At 33.3% G+C, this 23,314-nt stretch carries 21 protein-coding genes and 1 tRNA gene; 5 read left to right on the forward strand and 17 right to left on the reverse strand.

The features are described 5' to 3' along the window. Positions 1–4: 4 nt before the first annotated feature. The 4 genes from ACLHDE_RS06790 to coaBC are packed head-to-tail and all read right to left on the reverse strand — an operon-like array spanning position 5 to position 3,790. A complete protein-coding gene (locus ACLHDE_RS06790) occupies positions 5–985 on the reverse strand; it encodes an LptF/LptG family permease (protein ID WP_415398447.1) in 981 nt (326 codons plus the stop codon). A 41-nt stretch (positions 986–1,026) separates the two neighbouring features. Beyond that, positions 1,027–1,836, reverse strand: coding sequence for a prepilin peptidase (locus ACLHDE_RS06795; protein ID WP_415398448.1), 810 nt, complete (start codon positions 1,834–1,836; stop codon positions 1,027–1,029). A 5-nt stretch (positions 1,837–1,841) separates the two neighbouring features. Beyond that, positions 1,842–2,519, reverse strand: coding sequence for a di-trans,poly-cis-decaprenylcistransferase (locus tag ACLHDE_RS06800; RefSeq protein WP_415398522.1), 678 nt, complete (start codon positions 2,517–2,519; stop codon positions 1,842–1,844). Positions 2,520–2,521: 2 nt separating this feature from the next. Beyond that, positions 2,522–3,790 carry a bifunctional phosphopantothenoylcysteine decarboxylase/phosphopantothenate--cysteine ligase CoaBC gene (gene coaBC, locus ACLHDE_RS06805; RefSeq protein ID WP_415398449.1) on the reverse strand — a complete coding sequence of 423 codons (1,269 nt, stop codon included), beginning with the start codon at positions 3,788–3,790 and terminating at the stop codon, positions 2,522–2,524. Positions 3,791–3,926: 136 nt separating this feature from the next. On the opposite strand from coaBC, the gene ACLHDE_RS06810 reads away from it, so the two are divergent. Continuing rightward, positions 3,927–5,036, forward strand: coding sequence for a multiheme c-type cytochrome (locus ACLHDE_RS06810; protein WP_415398450.1), 1,110 nt, complete (start codon positions 3,927–3,929; stop codon positions 5,034–5,036). Between the two features lie 25 nt (positions 5,037–5,061). Here the strand turns inward: ACLHDE_RS06810 and ACLHDE_RS06815 are convergent, their stop codons facing one another. From ACLHDE_RS06815 to ACLHDE_RS06840, 6 genes are all read right to left on the reverse strand, one after another. After that, positions 5,062–5,253 carry a hypothetical protein gene (locus ACLHDE_RS06815; protein ID WP_415398451.1) on the reverse strand — a complete coding sequence of 64 codons (192 nt, stop codon included), beginning with the start codon at positions 5,251–5,253 and terminating at the stop codon, positions 5,062–5,064. A gap of 117 nt (positions 5,254–5,370) precedes the next feature. After that, positions 5,371–6,570 (reverse strand): class I SAM-dependent rRNA methyltransferase, encoded by a 1,200-nt coding sequence (locus tag ACLHDE_RS06820; protein ID WP_415398452.1) that lies wholly within the window; start codon positions 6,568–6,570, stop codon positions 5,371–5,373. Beyond that, entirely contained in the window at positions 6,567–8,177 is a 1,611-nt protein-coding gene (locus tag ACLHDE_RS06825) for a YcaO-like family protein (protein ID WP_415398453.1), read from the reverse strand. Before ACLHDE_RS06825 ends, ACLHDE_RS06820 begins: the two co-directional genes overlap by 4 nt. 130 nt (positions 8,178–8,307) lie before the next feature. After that, positions 8,308–9,369 carry an ADP-ribosylglycohydrolase family protein gene (locus tag ACLHDE_RS06830; protein ID WP_415398454.1) on the reverse strand — a complete coding sequence of 354 codons (1,062 nt, stop codon included), beginning with the start codon at positions 9,367–9,369 and terminating at the stop codon, positions 8,308–8,310. Positions 9,370–9,472: 103 nt separating this feature from the next. Further along, positions 9,473–10,423 (reverse strand): response regulator, encoded by a 951-nt coding sequence (locus ACLHDE_RS06835; RefSeq protein ID WP_415398455.1) that lies wholly within the window; start codon positions 10,421–10,423, stop codon positions 9,473–9,475. Positions 10,424–10,468: 45 nt separating this feature from the next. After that, positions 10,469–10,843: a VOC family protein gene (locus tag ACLHDE_RS06840; RefSeq protein WP_415398456.1), complete on the reverse strand. Its 375-nt coding sequence runs from the start codon at positions 10,841–10,843 to the stop codon at positions 10,469–10,471. Positions 10,844–10,988: 145 nt separating this feature from the next. Here ACLHDE_RS06840 and katG point away from each other — a divergent pair, with 145 nt between their 5' ends. Continuing rightward, positions 10,989–13,172 carry a catalase/peroxidase HPI gene (katG, locus tag ACLHDE_RS06845; RefSeq protein ID WP_415398457.1) on the forward strand — a complete coding sequence of 728 codons (2,184 nt, stop codon included), beginning with the start codon at positions 10,989–10,991 and terminating at the stop codon, positions 13,170–13,172. A gap of 23 nt (positions 13,173–13,195) precedes the next feature. On the opposite strand, the gene ACLHDE_RS06850 is transcribed toward katG, so the two are convergent. Then, entirely contained in the window at positions 13,196–13,849 is a 654-nt protein-coding gene (locus ACLHDE_RS06850) for a helicase-related protein (protein WP_415398458.1), read from the reverse strand. 132 nt (positions 13,850–13,981) lie between these two features. On the opposite strand from ACLHDE_RS06850, the gene ACLHDE_RS06855 reads away from it, so the two are divergent. Next, positions 13,982–14,779 carry an ion transporter gene (locus ACLHDE_RS06855; RefSeq protein ID WP_415398459.1) on the forward strand — a complete coding sequence of 266 codons (798 nt, stop codon included), beginning with the start codon at positions 13,982–13,984 and terminating at the stop codon, positions 14,777–14,779. A gap of 14 nt (positions 14,780–14,793) precedes the next feature. Here the strand turns inward: ACLHDE_RS06855 and ACLHDE_RS06860 are convergent, their stop codons facing one another. The 3 genes from ACLHDE_RS06860 to thiI all read right to left on the reverse strand — a co-directional run bounded on the left by ACLHDE_RS06860 (position 14,794) and on the right by thiI (position 17,575). Continuing rightward, positions 14,794–15,645, reverse strand: a complete 852-nt coding sequence (locus ACLHDE_RS06860; RefSeq protein WP_415398460.1) for a L,D-transpeptidase — start codon at positions 15,643–15,645, stop codon at positions 14,794–14,796. Between the two features lie 122 nt (positions 15,646–15,767). Further along, positions 15,768–16,019 (reverse strand): hypothetical protein, encoded by a 252-nt coding sequence (locus ACLHDE_RS06865; protein ID WP_415398461.1) that lies wholly within the window; start codon positions 16,017–16,019, stop codon positions 15,768–15,770. Between the two features lie 92 nt (positions 16,020–16,111). Then, on the reverse strand, positions 16,112–17,575 hold the full coding sequence (gene thiI / locus ACLHDE_RS06870; RefSeq protein ID WP_415398462.1) for a tRNA uracil 4-sulfurtransferase ThiI: 1,464 nt from the start codon (positions 17,573–17,575) through the stop codon (positions 16,112–16,114). Positions 17,576–17,715: 140 nt separating this feature from the next. On the opposite strand from thiI, the gene ACLHDE_RS06875 reads away from it, so the two are divergent. Further along, positions 17,716–18,195 (forward strand): FKBP-type peptidyl-prolyl cis-trans isomerase, encoded by a 480-nt coding sequence (locus tag ACLHDE_RS06875; protein WP_415398463.1) that lies wholly within the window; start codon positions 17,716–17,718, stop codon positions 18,193–18,195. Between the two features lie 499 nt (positions 18,196–18,694). Here ACLHDE_RS06875 and ACLHDE_RS06880 read toward each other — a convergent pair whose 3' ends face one another. The 3 genes from ACLHDE_RS06880 to ACLHDE_RS06890 form a co-directional block, all read right to left on the reverse strand. Beyond that, on the reverse strand, positions 18,695–18,991 hold the full coding sequence (locus tag ACLHDE_RS06880) for a hypothetical protein (RefSeq protein ID WP_415398464.1): 297 nt from the start codon (positions 18,989–18,991) through the stop codon (positions 18,695–18,697). A 48-nt stretch (positions 18,992–19,039) separates the two neighbouring features. After that, positions 19,040–20,086 (reverse strand): hypothetical protein, encoded by a 1,047-nt coding sequence (locus tag ACLHDE_RS06885; protein ID WP_415398465.1) that lies wholly within the window; start codon positions 20,084–20,086, stop codon positions 19,040–19,042. A gap of 708 nt (positions 20,087–20,794) precedes the next feature. Further along, positions 20,795–20,878 (reverse strand) — tRNA-Leu (locus ACLHDE_RS06890). A gap of 119 nt (positions 20,879–20,997) precedes the next feature. Here ACLHDE_RS06890 and ACLHDE_RS06895 point away from each other — a divergent pair. Continuing rightward, positions 20,998–23,271 carry a flagellar biosynthesis protein FlgL gene (locus tag ACLHDE_RS06895; protein ID WP_415398466.1) on the forward strand — a complete coding sequence of 758 codons (2,274 nt, stop codon included), beginning with the start codon at positions 20,998–21,000 and terminating at the stop codon, positions 23,269–23,271. Positions 23,272–23,314 lie beyond the last annotated feature (43 nt).

Consider the following 23,314-nt stretch of genomic DNA (forward strand, 5'->3'; position numbering starts at 1 on the left):
TATATTAGAATCTCGATACAACAGTTTTTTTGTATATGATGTACGTTACTACCAACCAAGTAATAGCTACTACTGGAATAGTATAGTATATTAAAACTTTTTGAAGTCCTAAAGTGGTACCATAATACAATAACACAGCTAAGAATAGATAGAGATATATTCTTCCTTTTTGATGTCTAACGTGTACTACACCAATACTTGCAACCAAAAATATGCTGATTAATGGAAAGAGACTTAAAAGAGTATCTGTAATCATCATATGAGTCTTACTCTCTTTTCTATCATCAGATAGCCAATATTCAAGAGGTGATCTGTAAGTGGCTAAATCGGTCTTCATTGTATCATTTATGAACATAGTTTCAAAGTCTATTTGTGAAAACTCTTCTTTTGAGTAACCATAACCTTCACCATCTATTAGTTTTAGTCTCAATATTCCGCCATCATTAATAATTTCAGCTCTTTTTGCACTAATTATAATCTCTTCTTTTTTATTTTTATTAAATAAAATCACATCAGAGTAGGTCTCATTTTCATTGTCTTTTCCGATATAGAGAAGCCAATTACCAAAACTGTGTCCAAACTCAGATGCACTGAGGTTAAATTTAGCTTCACTCTTTTTATAAGAGACAAAGTTGCTAGAGAGTGTCGTAGAGTAAGGAAAAAGAACTAAAAAGTTAAAACTTAACAGAAGTGTTAAAAGCAGAGCTGGTTTAAAAAGTGTTTTTATAATGAACTTTGGATGGATACCAAGAGCAAAAAGCACAACCATTTCATTATCTGTTGATAATTTAAACAGAGATAGTGCCGCTGCAATAAAAAAAGTAATAGGCAGTGTATAGAATAGAATCTCAGGAAGTACAAATATATAAAGCTTCGTCATATCCCATAGGCTTAGTTGTATAATAGCTGTGTATGTAGCTAGTTTAATCATAAAAATAACAGATGCGATGGCAAACAAAGGCATAAACATAGATAAAAATATCATGTATAAATTGTTGATTATATATTTTCTAAGTCTATCCATGGTTAATAATTTGCCTCAATATATGATAGGATAGGAGAGTCATAAATATACACTATAAAAGTAGCAAGTGCTAAAAATGGTACAAAAGGAACTCTCTGTTGTTCTGCTGATTTGTTTATAAGCAATAGCATAACAGGAAGAGCCATAATAGCAGATAAAAATATAGCAACTAGGGTAAGTTTTAGACCAAGTAGTGCTCCCATGGTAGCAGCTACCATTATATCTCCCTCTCCCATAGCCTCAATAAATGGTGTTCTATCATAAAATCTATTCCACGAAGTCTTAGTTTTTAGCCCAGCTCTATAAACAGAAGAAGTAAGATAATAAGAAAGAGAAAATCTAAGTAGTGTAAATCCACCTGCGAAGAGTAGGGCATTTTGAAAGTTTGTAAAAATTCCACTTATATTCCATGCTCCAAATATTGCAAAAAACATAGCTAAAAGGTTTAGAGAATCTGGAACCATTTTATATCTGAAGTCTATTACAGAGAGAGCTAAAAGCATTAAAAAACTAAGTCCAACTAAAAGAGTAGGCAGAGCCATAGAATATTTACTTGCTAAAGTTAAAAAGATTAAACCGGAGATTATCTCAATAATCGGATATTGAGAAGAGATAGATGCTTTACAAAATGAGCATTTACCTCTTAAGAAAATCCAAGATAAAATTGGAATATTATGCCAAGGTTTTAGAGGAGAATCGCAAGATGTACAGTGTGAAGAGACAAATACAACGCTCTCATTTTTTGGTATTCTGAGTATTACAACATTTAAAAATGAACCTATCAGAGCCCCTAGCACAAAAGCGATTAGCATCTCCACTATTTTAACCCTCCAAAACGGCGTTCAATCTTTGTAAAGCTCTTTATAATCTTCTCTAGCTCTGTTGTAGTAAAGTCAGGCCACAAAGTGTCTGTAAAGAAAAGCTCTGCATAAGCTGCCTGCCAAAGTAGAAAATTTGATAGTCTGTGATCTCCACCGGTTCTTATAAGCAAATCAACACCATGTTTGCAATCAAGTGCATTTCCCAGCATCTCTTGTGTTATATCATTTTCATAGTTTTTTATTTTATTTATTGCACGAAGCATCTCATCTTGTGAACCGTAGTTCAGCGCTAAAGATTGAACTAACCCATCACAGTGAGCAGTTTTATCTTTTACATCTTTGATTGTTTTTTGAAGTTGTTTAGAAAATGCTCTAGTGTCACCAATCGGTTCAAAACGAACATTATTATCTAAATAAACAGGCAGTTCTTTTTTAAGATAATTTTCTAATAGTTTCATCAAAAACTCAACTTCTAATCTAGGTCTTTTCCAGTTTTCTGTTGAAAAAGCATATAGAGTCAAACGCTCTATGTCTTTGTTGTTTGAGCAGTATGTAGTTATCTCTTTAACAACTTTTGCGCCTGCTTCATGACCTTTAACCCTTTTTTTACCACTAAGTTCAGCCCAGCGACCATTACCATCCATAATTATGGCAATATGATTAGCTCTGTTTATCATTACAGACTCTTAGAATGATTTAAGATATCAAAAGCAAGGCTCAACTTGTTGGCATCTGGTAGTGATTCTATTTTGTCAGGTGTTATAAACTCTATTTTATTTCTGTCACTTCCAAAACTAGAAGAGTCTTTTAAGATGTTTAGGCACACTGCGTCTACCTCTTTAGAATCTATCATCTTTGAAGCATTTTTCATTGCAGCTTCTTCGGCCATTTCAGCCTTAAAACCTACCGTAGTGATGCCATTTTTGTCTATTGAGCTTAATATATCTATATTTTGTTTTAGGCTAAGCTCAAAACTCTCACCTAGCATCTCTTTTTTTAGTTTTCCATCTTGTATAAATTCTGGAACATAGTCACTAACAGCAGCAGCCATAAATAGATATGGTTGTTTTTGAATCAGATGTATTTGCTCATCTCTCATTAGAGAGGCTTTTGAGAGTTTACCTTTTTTAGCAATGCGGATAGAATCAGTTAAATATTCTAGCATCTCTAATGAACTCTCAACATCAATAGTATGCATATCTTGTGGAATATTCTCTTCAAATCTTGTAGCGATTAGATTTACATCAGCACCCCTACAGTAAAGTGCAGTTGCAAGTGATGAAGCCATTTTTCCACTTGAGAAGTTTGAAATGTAACGAACATCATCAATTTTTTCTATAGTTCCGCCACCAGTTACTATAACTCTTCTATCATTCCAAAATTCTTCTTTTAAGAGGGCTCTTGCTGATTGCCAAAATATATCTATAGGTTCTGCCATAGCTCCATCACCTGTAGTCTTACATGCAAGCTCTTTAGTTTGAGTAGCTACAGTCTCATAGTTGGCAATAGCGAGCATTTTAAGGTTAGCCTTAGTTATTGGGTTCTCTATCATGTTTGTGTTTGCTGAAGGGGCTATAATCTTCTCTTTTGCAAATGCAAGAGCACATTGAAGCAGCATATTGTCAGCTATAGCATTTGCAAGCTTTGCAATAGTGTTTGCCGTTGCTGGAGCGATAACAAAAACATCTGCCCACTCAGTAGTTTTAATATGGTTATGATCATTGACCCAAGATTCGTTTGTGTCATCTAACACTTGATTTGAAGTAAGTGTCTCAAAGCTAAGAGGGGTAACAAACTTTTTAGCAGAGTCACTCATTACTACTTTTACATCAGCTCCTGCTTTAACAAAGAGTCTAACTAAATCCAGTGATTTATAAACAGCAATAGAGCCAGTAACTCCTAAAAGTATCTTTTTGTCTTTAAGTAAGTCAGACGGAATAAGCATAAAATCACCTTTTATAAATAATTAATGGATTATACCAAATTTATTGAAGAGTATCTTTACTTATTGATATATGTCAAGTTAACTTTTACAAACTAAGATAAAATTACAGCTTATAATAATTAAAAGGATAATTTATATGAAAACCTTAATCTACATCTTAGCTCTTAGTTCAATACTCTTTGCATCCGTCGATTTGGCCGACAGTGCAACTTGTAAAAAGTGTCACCCGATTATAGCCGCCGAGTTTCAAAGCTCAATGCATAAAAAATCATCTATATATGATGATAAGATTCATAAAGCAGTATGGGACAAACACCCCGCAAAAGCTAAAGGTGACTATAAGTGTGCAAAATGTCATACGCCAAATGCTACAAGCGAAAAAGCACAGCATGAAGGTATTACTTGTATTAGTTGTCACACTATTATGAGTGTTGAAAAACATGCAAAAGCAAACAAAAATATATATACTAAAAAGGAAAAAACTTTTTACTCTGCTGAAGTTGGTCGTGAAAGTGAGAAAGTTGAGTATAAAAAAGTAACATCATGGTGGGGAAATAAAACTACAGTTGGTTCAGCATATCATGACATAGACTATACAAATGAAAACTATTATAACGGACAGATGTGTATGGGTTGTCACTCTCATAAACAAAATTCACATGAGTTTTCAGTTTGTACAACTGAGGAAGAGGGTGCTAAAGATAAAGAGTCTAACTGTATAACTTGTCATATGCCAAAAATAGATGGAACTGCTACAACAGTTAGGCTAAGCAAACAACACTCTTTTCATGGTTTTGCAGGAGCAAGAGTTAATCCTGAGATGTTAAGTAAATATGTAGAACTTAGTTTTGCTTCATCAACTAAAGGTTTTGAAATAGTTGTAGAGAATAAGGCTCCACACAATCTAATGACACATCCATTAAGAGTTGTTCAATTAAAAACTACGCTTATTAGAAGATCAAAACAAACTGGTTTAAAAACTCACACCTTCATAAAAGTAATCGGTAAAGACGCTAAGCCTGCTATGCCTTGGTTAGCGACAGAAGTTGTAAAAGATACTATGATTAAAGCAAATGAAAAAAGAGTTGTTAAGTTTAATGAAGTGCTTAAGAGTGGCGATAAGGTAGAAGTAGTTCTTGGTTACTTTGTAGTAAATCCTAAAGCTCTTAAGAAGCTTAATCTTCAAGACGAAAAAGAGCTAAAAGTATTTACGATACTAAAGAGTAAATATTTTACTGTAGAGTAATATTTAAATATATAAAAGCTAAAAGTTATGCTGAGTAACTTTTACGCTCTATATCTCTTTCAACACGTTCTTTTACTTTTTTCAAAAGAGGCATATCTTCAATAGAAGAACTTTTCATATGACAACTATCCTTTAAATATGTCTCAACACATACATGTTTAGAAAAGCTACAGTAATTATCATGTTGACATGAATCTTGATTTTTAAGAGTTAGCATTATTTTTCCTTATCTTTAGTTCTTAGTATTATATAACTATTTAAGTAAATATGCAACCTCAATTAACATAACTTAACAAATTTCTCATTTTTATCTGCATGATTTTAAGAAAAAAAATTATTTTATTTTTCTGATAATCATAACTTTAAGATAATTTCCTTCTTTAAACTTATCTGTTACTCTAAAATCTTTGGGAAGAGAGAAGCTCTTTTCTACTTTATATTTTGAGTTTAACTCCTTAAATGCTTTAAATACGAAGTCACTAAATGTCATCATACTAAAATTCGCGGCATTTGTTGAGGCAACGATAACACCATTTTTATTTGTTATTTGGATGGCTTCTTTTAGAAGTTTTACATAGTCTTTTGAAGCACTAAATGTATGCTTTTTAGATCTTGCAAAACTAGGAGGGTCAAGAACTACCAAGTCAAATAAAAACTTTTTCCTTACAGCATATTTGAAATAGTTAAAAACATCTTCAACAATAATATCTTGAGTCTTTGAATCTATACTATTTACCCTAAATTGTTCTTGTGTTTTACTAAGACTTCTTCTAGCAAGATCGACACTTGTAGTCTTTTTCGCACCACCAAGAGCCGCAAAAACAGAGAAAGCTCCTGTGTAAGAGAAAGTGTTGAGTACTGTTTTACCTTTTGCGTATGTATCACGGATTGTTTTTCGTACATCTTTTTGATCTAAAAAAACTCCGACCATAGCTCCATCATCCAAGTATATGGCGAAGTTAGCTCCATTTTCTTTTACGATTATTGGTGAAGGAGCTTTTTGTCCACAAACAAAATCATCTGCATCATCGAGATACTTTCCTTTAGCATCAAATCTCTTTTTTTGATAGATACCTTTATATTCAACCGATGATTTAAGAGCTTCTAAAATATCTTCTTTCAGTTCGTATATACCAATTGAGTACCAAGTCAGCATATAATATCCGTCAAAGTAGTCAATAGTTAAACCACCGATTCCATCACCCTCGCCATTAAAAACTCTAAAGGCTGTTGTGCTTGCATCTTTAAAAAAAGAGTCTCTGTACTCTATGGCAGATTTTATTTTCTTTGCAAAGTAAGTGGAATCTATTGACTCATCTGCATTATAAGATAGTGCCCAGCCATAACCTTTATTCTGGATGCCATAATAGCCTTTTACTATGAAGTTTTCTTTAGCATCTTGCAGGTTTATTATAGTGCCTTCATCTGTCACCATATTCCAATCAACAACAGACTCTTTTGAAATCAAGGGATATCCATCTTTGTAATCACCTATAAATTCTGGTTTAACAGTTAAGTCTATTTCGTTTTTCATGCTTTTTTACTCTCTAGGCGGTCATACATAGCCAGCATATTATGATAATCACTATGAAGAGTTGTATTTATAATAAAATCATCACCATCTAGTATTCGCAGTGCTTTTTGAACTCTCTCTTGCGTGAAAATATTATACATTGCATCTTCATAATCCTCAAAGTCTAACTCCAACTCTTCCATACGAGCAAGTTCTACAATAATATGTCCAAGCTTATCTTCTGAATACTCAAGCAGTTCAAGGGCTTCATCATATTCGCTTAGTAGAAGAAATATTTGCGCTTTAAACTCTCTCATTGTGAAATTTTTTTCAAATATAACACCGATATATTTTTCCATATTTAGAGAATCTTCAAGAGATTCAATACTTATCATAATATCTTGAGGATCATAATCTGTGAAGTTTAAAACCATGTCACGAATCTCTTTGGAGTTATTTTTGTTGTTATATATCAAGTCTTCTATGGGGTAAACTTCAGAGATGCTAGGTACTATCATTTGACAAGAGTAAAACCCTAGATAGTTGTACTCTCTTAAATAACTCTCTTTACCCATCTCATGTAAAATATTCATAAGAAAATCATACTCTTGCTCACTTGTCTCGCCCGTGTATTTAAAAGCACAATAATCAAAGCTTTTTTTAGCACTCAAAAATCCAAATCCAAGTTTTCCATTTGAGTCTATAAAGTGAGATTCAAGGTTAAAACTGTCTGAGACTATACTCATATCAAAAGTTGGTACCTCAAAAGTATCTAGATTTTCTAAAGAACGACCTTGCATAAGCTCTGTCATAGTCCTCTCCAAAGAGACTTCTAAAATCGGATGTGCTCCAAAGGATACAAAAAGTGTGGAGTTTTTAGGGTTTATAAGTGAGATGGCAGTAACAGGAAATTTACCGCCAAGTGAAGCATCTAAGACCTCAACAATATAGCCTAATTCTCTAAGTGAAAGTACATCTTTATAAACTCTAGTAAATGACTCTAGAATTTCCTCTGGAAATTTTGGAAGCGAGTATCCATTTTTTATAATCTCTATCTTTGCATAACGCTCAAAAATCTCACTTAAAGCTTGAACTTGAGCCTCCATAGGTGTGTTTCCAGTAGCTAAACCATTGCTTACATAGAGGTTACTTAATATGTTTATGGGTATATATACCTTTTCTTTGCTAGAGTGTTTAACAAAAGGAAGGGCGACAATTTTGTCTTCATAATCACTGTTAAAGTCAACTAAATCGTCATCACTTAACTGTTTGTCTGGATTGTAAACTTCACGCAGTTCATCATTTAAGTACTCTCCGCCAAACTCAAAAGCAACTTCATCAGGGTAGTATTGTCTATTTGGAAGATGAAAATCAATAAAAAAGTTGTTTGTCTGAAGTCGCTCGATGTACTCACCCAAAGCACTCGCCATAGATGCATCTGAGAGAATCCCTTTCCCGTTTGAATAGATATGTCTTGGGGCTTCAACTGAGCTAAGGTTTACAGAGTAGCAGTTTTGCAAGGGATGTTTTTGTTGTGAAAAAATTGTCTCACAGCCAACATCAAAGAGTACCGTTTTCATTTTTATGATTGACTCTTCTAGTGTGGCATTTTTAGATAATAGCTTCATAGATTCTTATCTTGGAGTGATATTTTTTGTTTTACTTTATAGCAATGTTGCTCAGACATATAATTGATTCCTTGAAGATTTAAGGAAATTATAGCTGAGTAGAGATAAAAAGATGGTTTTAAATATATAGTTATTTAAGTAGAGGAAGAGTATTTATCATATTTTCACAATACTCCCACTCATCAAGAGTCTCTTTCCACTCTTTAGGAATAGCGTTTACGCCTTTGTATGCACCAAGTACCATACCGATAGCTATTCCTCTTGAAGCATTATCTCCACCTACCATAGCGTTAGCTTGAAGTGCTTTTTTAAGTCCATCTTCTTCGTCTGCATATTTTAGTATGAAATAAACTGCACCAGGGAGTGTTCCCTCAGTGGGACTTGCTTTACCTACTTTTATAGGTTCTGAGCGACCTACATCCCATAATCTAGCCATACTTGTGATTGCTAAGTCATCAGCAAACTGTTCGCGGTAAAGTGCTGAGTTTTCATCCGTAGCTTCATTGACCTTTGCAATAGCTTGAGAGACTTTTTCACTGAAAAATCCACCCATATCTACAGCTACCATCTCTATAGCATCTGAAGGGCTTACTCCATTTATGACTCTATGAGTAACGCGGGCAAAAAATTCTCCACCACCAAGAGCGTGAACATCTTTATGCGTAAACATGCTCTTTCTTGCAACATCCACTATCTCACTCTCAGTATCATAGTAAGCATGTGCAGCAGCGTGACGAATAGCCATAGCGTTAGAGATGCCACCCAAACGCTCAACAAGTACGCCTTGTTTTACCTGCGCATAAGTCTCTTTTGTCATAGTACATACCCAAGAGCCCCAGTTGTTTTCAAGTCTATTCATCCAATGTGGAATCATATTTGCAACATTAAAAGGTTTAGGAGTATCGGCAATAGCCGCAAGATGTTCTAAAACTAAAATATTATAATCACCATAGTCAGTAGTTCCACCAGCTTTTTTTCCAGGGTGGTAGTTTCTTTCACCCCAACCGATGCCATGAGTTTGTCCACCCATCATTTCTCCTGGTGACATAAACTTCTCTATTGGTTTCTGGCCATAAGCTTCATATATCTTTTTAGCGTCATATTCATAATGACTACCTAAGCAGAGGGCATCAGCAACAATAGCACCAAAAAAAGCACCTTTGATCTTTTCTTCTTTTGTAACATTACTCATAATTTATTCCTATTATTTTTAGCCATTGTATCTAGGAAATATTTAATGTTACTTATCTGTTTTTAAATGTTTTTTAGCTTAGTAATATTTAAGAAGTAGTTATTTAGACATCAAAGTCCATTAATATAACTATGGAGTTTTTACTTCTAGCCTTTGAATCTTTCATGCTCTTTTGAATTCTATCTATTACTGTAGTTGCACTATTGTACGTATTTATGTCTAATATACATATAGAACATGTTAGATGGCTATTAGAGCCAAAAGGTGTTTTTGATATTTTATCTCTTATTACTTTGGCAGTCATATCTAACTCTTTTTTTGATATATTACTGAAGCATATCATGAATTTGTCTGCATTCCAATGAGCAAGTATGTCTTTATCTCGAATAGAACGTTTTATGACCATTGAAATTTTTTTAATAGTAGCTTCAATAGCATTAATGTCATTAGTTTTAACAAAATCATCAAAATCATCTACATCGATATACATAAGAGAAAACGACTCCTTCTGCTTATTTCGTATTTTTTGTAGGTTTGAATTTATGATAGATGTCATATGCATCTTATTTGAAGTCTTTGTAAGTGGGTCAATAGATAGTAGTTCAGCTAGTTTTGACATTTTTTCTTTTAAAAGTGTTTGGAAGATTATATTCTTAATCTCTTTTTCAATTCTAGCTAGAATCTCTTCAGCTACAAATGGTTTTGAGATATAGTCAGCCGCACCAAGGTCAAATATCCTTTTAATGACATCTGGTTTTGTAAGAGATGTAAGAAAGATTACTGGAATATTTTTAGTTTTTTTATTCTCTTTGAGTTTGGTAATTGTCTCGTAACCATTCATAATTGGCATTTCAATATCTAAAATTATAAGATCAGGTTTATTATTATCGATGGCTTCTAGAGCTTCTTTTCCGTTTGAAGAAGAGTTGGTTATGTAGTTCTTTTGTTTTAAAATATTCAGAAGTGCCCTAACAACAAGAGTACTGTCTTCAACTATATGGATAGTATATTTAGAATATTCTATAACATTGGGATTTAAGTCTTGAACTTCCATCTATCTGTCCTTTGATAAGTGAAGCAATTATATTTAAATTAAACTTTAAATGACATAATCTTTTGTAATAATCTCCAATATATGTCCATTTTCATCTCTAAAATATACTCCACGTCCATCATAATTTGTATTGGTTTTTCCGTCATTGAGCTTAGATGGACCGCTTCCATAGACTACATTTTCTTCTTGTAAGCGTGCAAATATTTCATCAAATTGTTTATCGTTTACTTTAAATGCAAAATGCATTTTGCAAAACCTGCTTTGAGTCCTAAAATCAAGAGTAAGTGTAGAGTTTGCTTTTACAACTGCAAAATCTTCCCACTCTTTTAAAAACTCAAAGCCAAATATTTTTTCATACCATTTGGCAGATTTTATCTTGTCCTTTGCTGGTATGATAGTATGGTTGAGTGTTATTTCCATTATTTACTCCTTGTAATGTATCATTTTATTCTTTTTTAGTTAAATAATCTTTACTAACATATGTTAAGTAACAAATATGATAAGTATTTAATTATTTTAGTTACACTATAATAAATACTTTTTAACTCTAAATAAGGAAGATACTATGTTTGAGAATACAAAACTTATGAACCACACTTCTGCTGGGGGAACATCTAATCAAGATTGGTGGCCAAGCCAGTTAAAGCTAGATATCTTGCATCAACATTCCTCTCTTTCAAATCCTATGGATGATGATTTTAATTATGCTAAAGAGTTTAAAAGTCTTGACCTTGAAGCTGTTAAAAAAGATCTTATAGAAGTTATGACTACTTCACAGGACTGGTGGCCCGCAGACTTCGGTCACTATGGACCACTATTTATTCGTATGGCATGGCATAGTGCCGGTACTTATCGTAGTGCTGACGGACGTGGAGGTGGAGGAAATGGTAACCAGCGTTTTGCACCTCTTAATAGCTGGCCAGATAATGTAAATCTTGATAAAGCACGCAGGTTGATTTGGCCTGTTAAACAGAAGTATGGAAGAAAAATTTCTTGGGCTGATTTGATAATTTTGAGTGGTAATGTTGCTATGGAATCAATGGGTTTTAAAACATTTGGTTTTGGTGGTGGACGAGAAGATATATGGGAGAGCGAAAAGGATATATATTGGGGGACTGAAGGTACTTGGCTTGATGACAAACGTTATTCTGGTGAACATAAAGAGCTAGAAAATCCTCTAGCAGCTGTTCAAATGGGACTAATCTATGTAAACCCTGAAGGTCCAAACGGTAACCCAGATCCAATTGCAGCAGCTAAAGATATACGTGATACTTTTGCCAGAATGGCAATGAATGATGAAGAAACAGTTGCTTTGATTGCAGGTGGTCATACCTTTGGAAAAACTCATGGTGCTGGAGATGCTTCTCATCTTGGTCCTGAACCTGAAGCAGCAGGTATTGAAGAGCAGGGCTTTGGATGGAAAAGCAGTTTTGGTACAGGCAAAGGTGCTGATACAATAAGTAGCGGTCTGGAAGTCACTTGGACCACTACACCTACAAAGTGGAGTAGTAACTTTTTATGGAATTTGTTTGGATACGAATGGGAACTGACAAAAAGTCCGAATGGTGCGCATCAGTGGATACCTAAGCATGGAGCAGGGGCTAACTCAATACCTGATGCACATGATTCATCCAAACGTCATGTACCAACCATGCTAACTACAGATCTCTCCCTACGTTTTGACCCTGCTTATGAAAAAATTGCAAGACGTTTTTATGAAAATCCAGATGAGTTTCAAGATGCATTTGCCCGTGCATGGTTTAAGTTGACACATCGTGATATGGGACCATCATCACGATATCTTGGATCTGAAGTTCCTAATGAAGAACTAATCTGGCAAGATCCTATACCTAGTGTTAATCATAAATTAGTAGATGACAAAGATATTTCATCGCTGAAGGTTAAACTACTAGATTCTGGTTTATCTATATCAGAACTTGTATCGACGGCTTGGGCATCTGCTTCTACATTTCGTGGCTCAGATAAGCGAGGTGGAGCAAATGGTGCACGTATTCGTCTCTCTCCACAAAAAGATTGGGAAGTTAATCAGCCAGAACAACTCTCAAAAGTACTTGCTACACTTGAAGACATAAAAGATGAATTTAACAAAGCTCAATCTAATGGAAAGAAAATTTCACTTGCTGACTTGATTGTTTTAGGTGGTTGTGCAGGTATTGAGAGTGCAGCTAAAAATGCTGGATATGAAGTCGCAGTTGCTTTTACACCAGGTCGTATGGATGCCTCTGAGGAACAAACAGATGCTTATGCATTTGATGTACTAGAACCAATTGCGGATGGATTTCGTAATTATCTAAAAACAAAATATTCTGTTTCTGCTGAAGAGCTATTAGTAGACAAAGCACAACTATTGACATTGAGCGCACCTGAGATGACAGTTCTTCTTGGTGGAATGCGTGTTTTAAATATAAATGTTGGAGAGAAAAGTCATGGTGTATTTACTGAGCAGCTAGATTCTCTTAGTAATGACTTTTTTGTCAATTTACTAGATATGAGCACAGCATGGAAGCCACTCTTAGATGATAGAGATTTATTTGAAGGAAGCGATCGCTCAAGCGGTGAACTCAAGTGGAGAGCAACGCGAGTTGATTTAATTTTTGGTTCAAATTCACAACTGCGTGCTATAGCAGAAGTTTATGCTAGTTCAGATGCACAAAAGCTCTTTATAGATGACTTTATATCTGCCTGGACAAAAGTTATGAATCTTGATAGGTTTGATTTAGCTAAATAGTTTTGTCGATGACTACAAGAGATTTACTCGCTTTGAGGAGTCTCTTGTTCTTGTGTAGTATCTGTTTTTTTCTTTTGTTTACGATGACGAGGTTTTTTCTTTTTATCTTTTTTTATATGAGTCTTTTTTAAGTCAAGTTCTGTAGCTACAAAGCCTTCAAGTTCAACTTGCAAAATTTCCATTTTCATCTTTATTTCTATGATTTGTAGAGTAGACTCTTCATCAGGATTAACCAACAGTATAGACTCTCCAACTTCATCTACATAAGCTAAACGTACAAAATATTCTTCATACTCAATAGGCAAGTCGTAACTAACTATGAGTTGAATGTTTTTAAGTTCAAGTGATTTTAAAATCATATCAGTAGTTATGATGATGTTTAACTCAGATGCATTAAAAGATTTTGAAGCTTCTTCTAACTGCTGTGCTCTATGGTTACCATGAACTGCAAGAGCATTGATGCTTTGAGCTTTAAGATATGAGTGAAGAGCATCTGCGTTACGCTTACTCTTAGTGATAACTACAGTTTGTTTATTTGGAGTGTTTTTGATTAGTTGCTCAAACATAGCAGCTTTATCGTGTTGATCTGCGAAATGTACTACTTGTTTAGTTCTTTTTCCAATACTAACATTGTCAAAATACTTTTTCTTACTAGGTTTTTTAATTTGCTCAGACATCTAATTCCTTGGAAGTTTGAGCGAATTATAGCCTATTTATATCAACTAACTAGACCTAACTTTCTCGCGATGTCTTTAGAGTTTATATTTTTTCGCTAGAATCCCAATAAAATTTTATATTAAAGGAATTTAATGCAAGAAAATATTAAAAACTTTGTTGAAAATAGTAAGTTTCAAAACTTCATAATAGCACTTATTATTATAAACGGTATTACGATGGGTTTTGAGACATCCAAAGATTTTATGCAGAGTTACGGCTCAGTTATTCATATATTAGACAAGCTGATAATTACTATATTTACTATAGAGATTATGCTTCGCATCTACGCTCACAGATCTGCATTTTTTAAAGATACATGGAGTCTTTTTGATTTTGCTATCGTAGCTGTTTCTCTCGTTCCTGCAACTGGTGTATTTGAGATATTTAGAATCCTTAGAGTATTTAGACTTCTTAGACTTATAACAGTAGTTCCACAGATGAGAAAAATTATTATGGCCCTTGTGAGTGTAATACCTGGGATGCTTTCAATTGCGGCACTACTTATGTTGTTTTTTTATATCTTCGCCATCATGGCTACTCAGCTTTACAGCGAGAGTTTTCCTCTTTGGTTTGGTACGCTTGGAGAGTCTTTTTACACACTTTTTCAGATTATGACTTTAGAGTCTTGGTCTATGGGAATAGTAAGACCTATTATGGAAGTTCATCCATATGCTTGGACCTTTTTTGTACCATTTATATTTATGGTTACTTTTATCATGGTAAACCTAATAGTAGCCATAGTAGTAGATGCTATGGCTGAGATAAACAAAGATGAAACAAGCAGTGTTGTAGAGGAACTTCATACTCATGAAGATAGTACAACTCTACAACTAAGAGAGTTGCACTTAGATATTAAAGAGTTAAAAGAGTTAATGAGAGAGAAACTTTAGTTTCTTCTCTGTGGCTAATAAACACTGTCAAGTATAAGTACAAATTCACCAGCAAGTCCATAGTTTTTAGGTTCTAAGGGAGGTTTTTTATATGGATGTATCCATTTTTTGCCATCGTAGAGATGTTTAAAAAAGACTAAGTTATTATCTAGGTAAAGATTTAAGTCGTTGCTCATACGTATGCACCCATGCGACTGAGGAGTTCCTAAAGGAGCGCTGCTTGTGTGAGCGTGCATAGCTAACTGCAGTTTACCAGTAATGAGTTTCCATTTTTTGGTGTCTTTGATTTTTGTATTGTTTTCATTAAAAGTATTGTAGCGGATACTTTTTTGCTCACCAAAGAAAAAAACAAAGCTGTCTTTTTCGCCATATGGCATAGTTATGTTGTCTTTGTAAGTATCTCCATCAGAACGCCAACCACTCTTAATATTGAAAAAACCGGCAGGAGTTTTAAAATAATGGTCATCACCATTAGTAACTTCTTTTTCTCTGTTTATATTTCCGCTTGATATAAAGTCAAAGCCTATCGGGTAAAAATCTTTAGCTTCATTATCCCATAAGACTACTATAAGTACTTGTTTTGAGAGATCTATTAAAGTCAAAAATTGTGAAGAAGAGAGATATTTATGATTTTTCCATAGTTCTTTTTTAGCTTTTTTCCAGTAACTGTTATAGATGCGAAACTTATTAGCTCGCTTTTGAAGGGCCTTATCAACTAGAGACTTTTTGCGATATTTGGAATATAAAGGTTTTATAATAACGTTATCATAAAAGTCATTTTGAATTTTTTCTACATTCAAACTTGAAGCTTCTAGCAGTGATGATACCAATAGTGATACAATAAAAAACTTTAAAAATATGCTCATCTAATTGAAATCTTTTTGTAAGTCTCTTTTATGGTGCTTTTTTAGTGCATCTATAATTTGTTTATACATAACATATAACCTTGTAGATATTTTGTGTATTGTACACTATCTATATGAAACTTTTAATGGGTTCTAATTTTACCTCTTGGATATTCTTCATCCTCTGTCGGTATTTTTCTAGTCCAGTCTGCCTTTTGGTAAGTCTTAGGTGAAAATCTAGATTCAACAGACTCATTGACTTCTTTTTTCATAGTTTCCTGTTTAGCTTTTGGAGCTTTCATAGCACTTCCACATTTCTGGGTATCATATTGCATCTCTTGCGCACTAAGAGTTATTGCTCCAAGTAAAAGCGTTAATATTTGTATAGTTTTCATAAGTAGCCTTTGTAAATATTTATTTTTACTATTGTACTTAAAGCATTTTTATTAAAGTTTAAAAAAAAATACACTCTGCATTTAGTGTGTTATTATAAAGGTCTGTAAACCCTGACATTTTTAGTGTTCTTAGCATCTCTTAAGTATTGTGCATGTAGCTGACTCATGATGCCTTTTTCGCAGTAAAGTAGGTACTCTCTGTCTTGTGGAAGTTTAGAAAATTCAGTTTTTAGTTTATGAAATGGTATTTTGATAGATTCGCATGATGTTTCTATGCACTCATCCTCAGCGCGAATATCTATCACCACATAATCGCCTGAGTCTAAATCATTGATTACTTCTATGGGTGCTAGATTGCTAACATCATCTATGACTTCATCTACATAGATAGTTCCAGCATTTTCTACTGCCTTATCAAGCACTTCATAATTGAATTTTTTTGCTTCTCTCTCCATACGCTTAAAAGAACCATGCGTGATTGGGTTTTGTGAAATAACACCGCAATACTCAGGCATACTCTCAGCAAAGTGACGTGTTCCAATGTCGTCTGCTATGGCCATGATATCTGGCTTGTTCATGGTTGAGAGTGGGCGAAGTATCAGTTTGTTACTTACTTGGTCAATAAGTGCAAGATTTCTAAGTGTTTGCGAGGAGACTTGTGCGACACTCTCTCCTGTTAAAAGTGCATCTATCTCAAGCTCATCAGCAATTTTCTCAGAGGCCATAAGCATAAGACGTTTAAGAGTTACACCCATATATGTTGGGGCAGTAGAGCGAAAAATCTCTGTAAGGACATCATCAAAAGGTACAGATATAAACTTAACTCGATGGGATGAGCCAAACTTAGACCATAGATATAATGCTACTTGCTTAACCCCAATTTCATGCGCCATACCGCCAAGGTTAAAAAATACAAAATGTGTTTTAATACCTCTTTTCATAGTCAAGTAAGATGCAACAGTCGAGTCAAATCCTCCAGACATCAAAGATAAGATATCTCCTTGTGTCCCAATAGGAAAACCACTGAGACCTTTGTACTTTGTGGTAATAATATTGAGCTGACTCTCTATTAGTTCCATTTTAACAGTTATATCTGGGTTATGAAGGTCAACACCCTTAGCATCTGTATGTGCAAGTAGATAACCACCGACAGTACTCTCTAATTCAGTGGACTTAAAACTGTGCGTGCCTGTACGTTTTGCTCTAACTGCAAAAGTTTTGTCTTTTAGACTAGCGCCTAGTATTTCGCCAACTTTATGCTTTATCTTCTCAAGGCTGTTCATATTGTCAAACTGTAAAACTTCAAGAACTTGCTCGATTCCAGGTGTGTTTAAAAGAACTATTCTAACTTCAGGGAGCATTTCTATGGGTGTTAAGATTTCGATTTTGTCAGAAAACTTTCTTACTTTGATGTCTGCGTGGATACGCTCTAGTAACGTTATGAGGTTTGTGTAGAGTTGTCCTACCATTTGTCTTTTTGCTGAAGAACCTTTAATCATAATCTCTGGAAAAAACTTTAGAATAAACTTTTGTGTTTTAGTTGATGGGTTTTGCACTGCATAGCCTTGTTTTATGTAGATGGAAGTATAACATATGAGAGGGGTGTAGTTTTTACTATTGATAGTTACTAAGCTAAGTATCAAAAACTACTTGAAAATCTTGTGTTATAATCCGATAAAAAGAGAAGGAATATTTTATGGAAATATCAAAAGATAAACTTGTGTATCTCCAATACACTCTTCACGATGCCGATGGTACACATCTTAATCCAAATGAGGGAGAACTTATCTATCTTCATGGAGGATATGGGCATATATTTTCAGAACTTGAAAATGCTATTGAGAAAAAAGTGGTTGATGATTCTTTTAAAGTAACACTTTCTCCAGAAGAAGCTTTTGGAGAGTACGATGAGGAACTTCTCATAAAAGAGCAACTTAGTGAGCTTCCAAAAGATATTTATGTTGGTATGGAACTTGATTCAAATAGCGATGAGTTCCCAGACGAAACTTTAATATTTACAGTTATGGATATACATGATGACTATGCTACACTCAATGGAAACCACCCCCTTGCTGGAAAAACACTCACTTTTGAGGGAGTTATCACAAAGATTCAAGAACTAGAAGAAGATGCAGTTCGCAGAATTCTTGAACACGGTACCCAACATCACGACTAAGTCTCAAGAGTGATTACTCAAAGAATGCTTAGTTTATGGATTATCTACTTCGCATTATCATTTCAGTATTTGAATGATTAGCCATTTGAGCAATTTCAAGCATATTGAACTGACCACTTTTTAACATTGTTTATCAAAGCACGGCTTCGTATTTCTCTCCAAGTACTTGTTATACAGTTTAGATAGTTTCTTCTTCTAAAAATACAGGTGTTCCTATATAAGTTAAATATAAAAAAGTACCTTCTTTAAACTGATGTGTTGTTGTGCTTATTTTAACACCTATAATAGCATTTGCATCTTGATGTTCATTTGTTTTTTATTTGTTATTTCAATCATTGAAAAAATATTTGTAACTTTTAAATCACTTGGCAGTATATCTGTTGTTATTATTAGTATTTTGATCTTTTTGTAATTGTATAATGTTTGAGTTGAAAAACAAGGTGGTATTTTCACTGGGCTTTCCAAAGTTTTGTTATGCTTTAGCCTTGTAAACACTACTTTAATTTTCCCATTTATGTTCAACATTTAATATTGCTACACAATATTTCATTGCTAATAATAAATCTTCATGATTTGTTATTAAACCAGTTGAATTTAATTTTGCACTACAATTATTACCATGAAACGAACGTATATCAGGATTAGCCATTAGTTCTGCTTGAATAGTTATAGCTGTTGCTACAGCATAACCAATAAGTTTTCCTTTGTGATGAGCCTTTGTAATCATTTTGTCCTGACTATTAAGACTTGATGTAATACTTAAAACCATCAACACTGTTATTAATGTTTTTTTCATTTTCTCTCCAATGATTTGTTATATCTTTTTGTTAGCTTGTACATGTTATCAATTATCAATAATATTTTTTTGAAATGATTTATTCAGAAGAACTCTCCCTAAATAATTATTTAGCCATGTATATTTTACCTTAATCTTTTCATCTGTTATTTTAAGACCATCTGTTACAATGTTTTGATATTTTTTAATTACATTTATTTTTTGTTTTATTGCATTTTCTTTAATTTTATCATTAGGTATTTTAAACATTTTTCCTATCATAGGAGGTATTTGTTGTAATATTGCTAAGTAATTTACAAAATAGTAACCGTCACAATCTTTTGAAATAAAATTTAAATCATTATCACGATATTGTTGTGTCATTATTTCGTAAATTTCATCATTGACTATATTTTGTTCAAAAATTACTCTAGGGTATATGGCTATTTCTTTTTCAAGTTTATGAGCATCAGCTACACCTTCTCCCAATATAAAATTATCTGTAATACATGAATACTTTGATGAGATACCACCTCTTACTGTAAATCCAAACTTTAAAGCCATAAAATGATGTATAGAAGCAATAATCATTGATAATCTAAAAATCATCATACCTCTAATTATATTTTCATCTTCTTTTTTAATCTCATTCAAGTACTCTATACTTATTACAAAAGTATCTGAAATCCAACTATGTTTTATTTTTATGTATTTCAAATAATCAGCACTATCAATTTGAAATACATCTTGTTTTTCAAATTGAAGATACTCCATAACTTCATTGAAAGTATCATAAAAATCTTCTGCTTGATAATCATTTGTTATTTCAGTTTTTATGTGATTTGAAAAACCTAAAATATCTAAAAATGCAGTATATTGTATTTCAGATCCAACTTGTTCAATATAAAAAAACTCTTGAATTTTTTTATCCAAATCTTCGATATATTTCTTACATTCGTTTTTATCATGTGAAAGTAAATATACATCAATATATTTTTCACTAAAAGGAAGTTTTGTATCTTTAAATTCTAGTTCAATTTTATCTATTTCTTCTTTTTGCTGTTTATCTACGGTAGCATCTTTATTTATTAAAACATAATATTGAATATCATTCATTACCCATCCTAAATTTTAAACTCTGTATTTCCAGATAATGTGGCTTTTTGGATATAACGGGGGCGCGGGTGAGTAACTGCCGTTGAGAAACCTTTAGGTTTTGCAATGGTTGCTTGATCCTCCCGCTTGTTATCTGGCGCTGTGCGACAGATGACCAGTGGGTGTTCAACCCGTGCCCCCGTTATTCAAGGAACATTATAACACAAACAACTACCAATATAATTATTAAAGACATACTCAATATGTCCTCTATAAACTGGAAATATGACTAATTTCATAATTAATCGTCATATTTTTTAATATTTTATTAATATACTTAAATTATTTATGTCCTTTTATATTGTTCCGTTATTTTTAAAATAACCCATTAAACGGACAAAATGTCCCTTAAGTGAAAGGTGTGAATTATGGAAGTAAAAAAGAAACTACTTGATATCGTTAGAGATAAAACGAGAGTCTAGAAACCTTTATGCACTGTTGCAATAATGCTATATTTTTCTACGGTATTTGTACCTATTTTCTTCAAGAAGTTTTTAATATTATTTTACATTAGATAAATAGTTTGTTTATAGAAGTGCCTATTTATTGAGGTTTGTGTTGAAATATGTATGAAAATTAACGCTTTGAGGTATTCATTTTATAAATATCACTGATAGTTGAAGTTTTTGTTCTTTAGAAAAGCCCTATTTGCAGGGTATTATATGTTAGTGGTACCAGAGAGGGGATTTGAACCCCTAAGCCCGAAGGCAGCGGATTTTGAATCCGCCGTGTATACCGTTCCACCACTCTGGCTTGTGAGTTGGAATGATAGTGATTTATTACTTAAAAGTAAATAATATTTGTTTTATCTATTAAATGGAACTTTAATTGCTAGTATTGTATCATATGATAATAGTAAAAGGAGGTACATTATGAGAGTTACATCAGCTATGTATTATGATAACTTATATGGATCTAATAACTCAAAAATAAATGAGAGCCTTTTTGATGTAAACAAGCAGATATCATCTGGATTAAAAATTCAGTATGCTAAAGATGATGTTAGAACATTTGCTGAAACTATGAGACTAGATAATGAGCTTGCTACTCTTTCTCAGATTAAAAAAAGTACGGAAAGTGGTTACAAAGTTTCAAACCAAACTGATGTTGTATTAAATGAGTTTAGTACAACAATGGAAAGAATGAGAACTCTGATTATTCAAGCTTCTAATGGAACACAGAGTGACTCTTCTCTTGACGCAATTGCTAATGAGCTTAGAGTAGTAGAAGATCATTTTAAAAACCTATCAAATACCTCTATTAATGGTCAATATCTTTTTTCTGGAACAGCGGTTGATATTAAACCTATTTCTCCTGATGGCACATATAATGGAAATGATGGTTCTTTAAAGGCTTTTTTAGGTTCTGGAACTCAACAGCAGTACAACATGTCAGGTTCACAGTTATTTTTAGGAGAAGAAGTCTTAACAAAAAGAATGATAACGACAAATGTTGTACAGCCAAACCTAAGTGAAAAATACAACTTTGCCACAGGAGTTGAAAATGAAGCCCCACTGACTCCGGTAAAAGAAAGTGACACGATTCGTGATTTAATGGGTGACACAGATACTTTTGTAGATACTGAGAACTATAAACATCATTTTTATATCAGAGGAACTAAAAGTGATGGTACTACTTTTAAAGAAAAAGTATCTATGAAGGATGATGATAGCATTAGTGAACTCTTGATTAGAATCGGTGATGCATATGGGAATACACCAAATTTAAATATTGTAAATGTAAGTTTGAACAAATCAGGGCAAATAGTAATAGAAGATAAAATTAAAGGTTCAAGTAAAATAGATTTTCACATGGTTGGCGCTGTTGATTTTGGTAGAGAAGTTTTAGATATCAATGCTAAGGCTAAATTTGGATCTTTGGATATCAATGCTAAGGCTAAACTTGGAGCTTTGGATATCAATGCTGAAGCTAAACTTGGACCTTTAGATATCAATGCTAGGGCTCAATTTGGAGCTGTAGATGCTGCTGATGTAGATAATATTGATTTACTAGATGTTGGTGAAAGTAATTTTAGCGAGATAATGAATCCAACTAACCCTCCAGCAAATAATTTATATGTAAAAGAATTTGTAAAATCTGGATATAAATCTTCACTTGGAGCACCTGAAAAATTAGAAGCTTTGGTTTATGATAGAACTATGTTTTCAAAAGATGGTTCAAATTTGTCATCTAGTGTCTCTCAAATAGTAAGAGCAGACAACTCATTTGCTAATGGATCTACAAAGATTTCAGAAGTTGCTGACTTGTCTCAGCCTCCTTCAGTTGGTTCATTAGATGGAACACAGCTTAAACTAACTGGGACAGATGTTAGAGGGGAAGTTTATGATGTACAGATAGATTTGGCAACAGCAGGAACAACATTTTCATTAGATGGTGGGACTACAAATTTTAATGTATTTACTATTGAAGAACCAAGATCTGCCATTTCTGCAGATGATATGACTTATAAACAACTTATGGATATAGTCAATATAGTTGTAACAAACAATACCCCAGCAACATTTATTGATGAAGAAAATGAGAATAGGGTAGTTCCAACAAATATTCCTACTGATTATGATAATGCAATAAAAGCTTCAAGCTTTAATGGTAATACTTTTTTAAGTTATGATGGGAAAATAAATTTTAGAGAAATAGGAACAAGTGACACCTTAGCTTCAATGGCAATCCATGACGCAAGTAGCGGTAATTTTAGTGATGGAGCTTCAGCATCTGTAGTCTCATTTAACACTAATAATAGTATTGCAGTTGTAGATGCAAAAACAGACTTTTTTAAAGAAATAGATGAGATAATTACTGCGGTTGAAGACCATAAAACTCACCCAGATGCTTCAAGCGGTAGCGTAAGAAATCTTGGTATGGAAAATTCTATTACCAAAATAGATGCCTTACAAGAGCATTTCATTAGATCACATTCTTTAGTTGGTGCACAATCAAATGCTTTAACAAGGGCAAAAGAAAGAACAGACCTTTTAGAACTAAGCACGAAAACTCTTCGATCGGATGTACTTGATACCGATATAGCAGAGTCACAACTTGCTTTATCACAGCTAAAAAACAACTATGAGGCAATGCTCTCAACAGTAGGTAAAGTTTCAAAGTTAAATTTAGTAAACTATTTATAAATTTTTTTGCTATACCATCGCATTGCAAATTGCCAAAAAAGTT

Origin of the sequence: Sulfurimonas iocasae, from assembly GCF_047716755.1 — a bacterium.
Classification (GTDB): domain Bacteria; phylum Campylobacterota; class Campylobacteria; order Campylobacterales; family Sulfurimonadaceae; genus Sulfurimonas.